This is a genomic window from Okeania sp. SIO2F4, assembly GCF_010672385.1.
In the GTDB taxonomy this organism is placed as follows: Bacteria; Cyanobacteriota; Cyanobacteriia; order Cyanobacteriales; family Microcoleaceae; genus Trichodesmium.
On record NZ_JAAHGT010000728.1, the window covers coordinates 1 to 4,996 of the forward strand.

Annotated in this window: 8 protein-coding genes; all 8 read right to left on the bottom strand. The window is 35.1% G+C overall.

Features of this window, described 5'->3' with window-relative positions; all coding sequences use genetic code 11:
- Positions 1 to 131: 131 nt before the first annotated feature.
- Positions 132 to 1,319 carry a GH39 family glycosyl hydrolase gene (locus F6K22_RS31385; protein WP_293107284.1) on the bottom strand — a complete coding sequence of 396 codons (1,188 nt, stop codon included), beginning with the start codon at positions 1,317 to 1,319 and terminating at the stop codon, positions 132 to 134.
- A gap of 495 nt (positions 1,320 to 1,814) precedes the next feature.
- A complete protein-coding gene (locus F6K22_RS31390; protein ID WP_293107286.1) occupies positions 1,815 to 2,021 on the bottom strand; it encodes a hypothetical protein in 207 nt (68 codons plus the stop codon).
- Positions 2,022 to 2,123: 102 nt separating this feature from the next.
- Positions 2,124 to 2,276: a methyltransferase domain-containing protein gene (locus tag F6K22_RS31395; RefSeq protein ID WP_293107289.1), complete on the bottom strand. Its 153-nt coding sequence runs from the start codon at positions 2,274 to 2,276 to the stop codon at positions 2,124 to 2,126.
- A gap of 34 nt (positions 2,277 to 2,310) precedes the next feature.
- Positions 2,311 to 2,451, bottom strand: a complete 141-nt coding sequence (locus F6K22_RS31400) for a hypothetical protein (RefSeq protein WP_293107291.1) — start codon at positions 2,449 to 2,451, stop codon at positions 2,311 to 2,313.
- A gap of 43 nt (positions 2,452 to 2,494) precedes the next feature.
- Complete coding sequence (locus tag F6K22_RS31405; RefSeq protein ID WP_293107293.1) at positions 2,495 to 3,637, bottom strand: glycosyltransferase family 4 protein; 1,143 nt, start codon at positions 3,635 to 3,637, stop codon at positions 2,495 to 2,497.
- 129 nt (positions 3,638 to 3,766) lie between these two features.
- Complete coding sequence (locus F6K22_RS31410; protein ID WP_293107295.1) at positions 3,767 to 4,138, bottom strand: hypothetical protein; 372 nt, start codon at positions 4,136 to 4,138, stop codon at positions 3,767 to 3,769.
- A gap of 123 nt (positions 4,139 to 4,261) precedes the next feature.
- A complete protein-coding gene (locus tag F6K22_RS31415) occupies positions 4,262 to 4,456 on the bottom strand; it encodes a hypothetical protein (RefSeq protein WP_293107298.1) in 195 nt (64 codons plus the stop codon).
- Between the two features lie 62 nt (positions 4,457 to 4,518).
- On the bottom strand, positions 4,519 to 4,725 hold the full coding sequence (locus F6K22_RS31420; protein WP_293107300.1) for a hypothetical protein: 207 nt from the start codon (positions 4,723 to 4,725) through the stop codon (positions 4,519 to 4,521).
- Between the last annotated feature and the right edge of the window lie 271 nt (positions 4,726 to 4,996).

The window sequence follows — 4,996 nt, forward strand, 5'->3', positions numbered from 1 at the left end:
TCCCATTCCTTCTTAATTCTGGATTCTGGATTCTGACTCCTCCCCTTACAAAGAGACTTTCCATACGCAAGCCCTAATTGGTAAAGAGGATTGAACCAAGAGCGGAAATATTATCAATTATCCATTAAAATTCAACTATCTAATAGTAAAGGTAAAGAACCAATTTCTAATTTTAAACCTGATAATTTATAACTATCTCCTGCTAAATTACTAACTTGTTTAACACCCCATTCTTGAGGAATTTTAAAATCCAACTTCCCCTCTGGATGCCAAACAATCCAACCTTGATAATTATTATTACGAGTAAGTTGACAAATCCAAGTTTTCTGCCAATTAGAATTACAACTTTCCATCCGAGCGCCAATTAACCATTTTTGAATTTCCCCATAAGCAATACCAGCAGAAGTTAAAGTCTTAGCATCTTCAGCAGTCATATTTAACTCCAATCCTACAGGACTATCCCAATCATACCAATAAAAACGTTCAACTCCTGCCAACCAATTTAAAATATAAGCTCTAGCAACATAAGCCGCTCCTTTCTGTTCATCTTTAAAAGGTTCATCCCCTAACCAACCTGCCTCCGTATTCCAAAGAGGCATTTTTTCAACTCCATATTTAGCCATTACTTTTCGCACCCGCATAATTTCTAATACCATTTTTTCCGGAGGCTCTACTGGTACATAAAAATGGTAACCAATTACATCAAAATAATTTTTACCACCATCTCTTAAAAATTCTTCTAACCAAACTAAACCCTCCTCAACTGTGGTCATGGATGGAGAAACTACTTTAATATTAGGGTCTACTTCCTTGAGAATTTGGTAAGCTTCCTTAGATAAATTCAACATTGTTTTGCCAGTGCCAGAAAAGTAATGCTTTAAATTAGGTTCGTTCCAAATTTCGTAATAGGGAATTTTTCCTTTGTAGCGGGTGGCAACAGTACGAACATAATTACGCCAGTCCTCTATATTTTTCGGTTCGGCAGGCCAACCTGGTCGATAAGGGGAGCGATCGCTTGGTCTAGCAGAGGCCCAAGGTGGAGACTGACCTAATGTTAGTAGAAGTTCTACATTATGTTTTTCTGCTATATCTATATATTTATCTAAAAGTTGAAAGTTCCATTTTCCCTGTTCCGGTTCTAGTTCCGCCCATGAAACATAAGCACCCCACAAACGTAGTTGTGAAAAAGGAATGCTAGGCCAGGGTGTAATTTGTTTGATATGGCGAGGTTGTATGGCTACATGATGAACGTGCATCCCAAAAAAACTGGGTGGAATAACAGTAGTGGGTGGTTGGAGGTTTTGGTTATTGAAGGCCAAAATACTCCCTATACTAGCCAGTAGAAACAAGGAAACAAGAATTACCCACCGTGAAATTTTCCTCAATTGAACCACTCCTTCATCCTGACAACTTTACAGCAGATTCCAAGTATATGAAGTACAAATACAAACCTTTGTGGCACAGGCATCTTGCCTGTGATAGCTATACCTAATTGATATCAAACCTACTGTAGATGTTGAGTTTTAGCAAATCATCTATAAAGTTATGGTTTTGAGATACTAGATCAATTATTTTTGGTTACTTGAAGATCAAAATACTTCCTAGACTAGTAAACAGAAACAAGATGATTAAAAATATCCAGTACAGTAATTTTCTCAATTTATTTTTATGGTCACTTTGGGCAGAATAGTTGCCAAAAAATCAAGGGGTAATTCTTACTGCTACCTCCTTTATAATTCCCATTTATGCTAACTCCTGACTCCTAACTGCACTCATAAGACTTTTTGAGCAGATTCTAAGTAATGTTTGAGAAATTAATTTTTCATGGCGATTATCGACTTTTCTAAACCAGCAAATTTTTCTATTTCTACAGTTGCATTGGCAAATAACTCAGACATTTCTTGAGAACTTAATAGCCTTAACTCTTCCACCATTTTATCACAATATTCTTGGTTAGGACGAGTAATAATACCCCAAAGTGTAAAATTACGAACTAGGTTTTTCTGTATATTTTTAGGCATATAATGTATGAATGGTGTTAGGAAATGAGGCTCGACTGGAAATATTTTACTAGGGGTTTGTACAAAATATTTGGGAGCTATTCTTTGAATTTCATTAGCAAATTATAGCTGGGATTCCCAATCATATAAATGTTCAATTACAGAGTTACTAAAAGCCAGGTCAAAAGCCATATTTTCAAAAGGTAATTTTTTTCCATTCCCTACAACCCAAGTTATATTTTCTGGTAAATCTACTTGAGTAGAATAAAGATTCACAATAGTCACTTGTGGAGAAGAAAAACCAAGATTTTTAGCTAGCTCCCAAAAAAAAATCCCCACCAACATCTAATAAATTGGTTGATTCATTGATAGAAAATAACTTGTAAAGAAATTCCAATCTTTGGCGACGAAAGTAGATTAAAAAAGGACGGTATATTTTTTGAATATCCATTTTATTTACTTAGATTGTTTGTGAATAATTAATCAAAATAATTTTAACAAGATTTAGCCTCAGTAATATAGCTAATAGCTTCTAAAATATTATCAGCCACAAACTCAGGAGTCAGATATTTGATACGCTCGCGAGCCATACTCCGCATTTTGGACAAGTCTTCTTCAGTTGTTCCGAGAGCTTTTTCTAGGGCGGTATAAATTTCTTCTTGATTATCTGGACGAAACACCCAACCTGTTACGCCATCTTCAATTAATTCTTCTACAGACTGACTGTAAAGACTCCCCAATACTGGCAACCCTGCTGCCATTGCCTCATTAGTAACTACACCCCACTCATCAGCTAGGGTCGGAAAGATAAAAATGCCAGCTTCAGCATAAACTTCTGGAAGTTTTTGATATTCGATATTGCCCAGAAATTTGACTTTAATATTTTCTGGCAGTGGTTGTGTTGCCAAGGTTTCCTGTAGAGTTCCAGTACCAGCTATCCAAAATTCAAGATTTTGTTCAGGATGATTTTTACCCCACTTGACTAAAGTCGTCATAAATGGTAGTAATCCCTTACGTTCTACCAGTTGTCCTACTGATAATAAACGGTAAACTTGGTGAGATGCTTTAGATAAGGGGATAGCGACAAAAGGGGAGATATTTGTTGTGTAGGGAGCAAAAAAGATTTTTTCCTCAGAAATGCCAAAGTTACGAATATAGCGTTTTCCACTATTGCCATTAACAAGCACTGCATCTGCTTGGGGTAAAAGTACACGTCTTAACTGATGTCTTAACCAACCTCTACCTTTTTCACTATATTCGGAAATTGTTGCCCAAAGGATAAGTCTGGTTTTGGGATGAAATTTTCGGTAAAGTGCTGCTTGAAGACTCCGCATTCCTAGTTCCCCAGAAATTATCACATCTGGTTGATATTGATGGAGTAACCAAAGGGTGTCGTAGGGGATATGAATATATAGTGGCTCGGAAAATCCTTGGGGATGTTGCCAAGTACGTTGGAGGGTAAGATTTTTTTGAATCGTAACATTTAAGGTTTCCCAATTTGTTTGCCAACTGCGGTTAGCTTCCATAGGGGTAGAAATAAATACTTGAAATTCTGAGACTCGTTGAGCGATCGCCTGATATAGAGGCAACCGATAGGGAGGAATAAAGTTTGTTAATAGGGCAACGCGCTTAACCATACATGTCTCAACTTTAGTAATTTAATTTACTCAGAAATAGCTATTTTCTAGCTTTAATAATTACTGCTTCCTTAGAAGGTATCTATAAAATAATCTATTAGGGATAGTCGAAGATTACTTTTTGGTGGGTTACGGCGCATCATAGAGCGGACTATCAAGTTTAATATAAAGGGTGCGCCTAACCCACCCTACACAAGAATTTAATATTTTATTTACAGATACTCTCTTAGTCTGCTCTTCTAACTCAATGTTCTTAATATTTGGAATCTCACTTTCAAAAGGTTGCTTACTACAACTTGTAAATCCCAAATTTGACATAATTATAATTAAACTGAAAGTATCGTACATACATTTATGTGGATACCTAAACCAAGGAGCAAGTTTCTTTTTCCATAAACTATTGCTAGGCTCTTCATACAAAACATACAAATTTTTAACCAAATCTTCTGCTAAAATCTCACCTTTTAAGTAATGCTCTACGAAACCTTTTAAATCTGGCACTAATATTCTGATTATCCCATTTTTTTTCAACACTGGGTAACATTAACTTAAAAATACTTGACCTTGTTCTTTGTCAAAGTATTCTAAAGTATGGAAACTATAGATAATATCAAATGTCTCTTTTTACCAAGGAAATTTTGTTGTCAAATCGTGAATAAATATATTTTCATCCCATTCCAAGTCAAATAATTTTATTTTTTTATTCAACCATGAAAAAACTGGTATTCTTGACAGTCTTGCTCCGATAAAATAGTCTACATTAATCCAGTCTGCTACTACTTGATTTCCACATCCCAGATTTAGTTTAATTTTTTCCATCTTATTAAGACCTTCAAAATTTTAATTTATGACTATACTGAATTTTACGAATAAAACTCTAATTAATTATTAGTTCTACTTCCCATTTTACCACCAAATACACCCGCTAATAACAACCTGAGATGAGGTAATCCCCAATACAACAGCCATAATAAACCTGCATGACGTTGGGTAAATACTTTCCATTCTTGAACTGGTATACCTTTTGGCTGTTTAATTTTGTGTGGTAATTTTTTTAGGAGGCGATCGCTATACTTAAATCTTGCCAATAACAGGCAAGATCGTTAGGTTTATGTATTAATCTAGCAAGGTTTTCCATTGCTTTTTCTTTTGGCTTCTCTTCTACTGATGAATCAGTCTAAGAATCATTAAAATTTTCTAGATTTCTGATTATTTTTTCATCAGTTTTTTTGCACCTTGATATAAACGCATTAGTTTGGGTTGCTTCCCCAAAAAATCATACAATTCTGTTCTGAGTTTAGCTGGCAAAGAATATTTTTTATACACATCATAAACTAACTTATATTGCATTCCTTTGTA

Bases quoted from the DNA above. Each gene is read 5' to 3' on its own strand.
- F6K22_RS31415 (WP_293107298.1), bottom strand. From the start codon at position 4,456: ATGGAAAAAATTAAACTAAATCTGGGATGTGGAAATCAAGTAGTAGCA.
- F6K22_RS31405 (WP_293107293.1), bottom strand. From the start codon at position 3,637: ATGGTTAAGCGCGTTGCCCTATTAACAAACTTTATTCCTCCCTATCGG.
- F6K22_RS31390 (WP_293107286.1), bottom strand. From the start codon at position 2,021: ATGCCTAAAAATATACAGAAAAACCTAGTTCGTAATTTTACACTTTGG.
- F6K22_RS31400 (WP_293107291.1), bottom strand. From the start codon at position 2,451: ATGGATATTCAAAAAATATACCGTCCTTTTTTAATCTACTTTCGTCGC.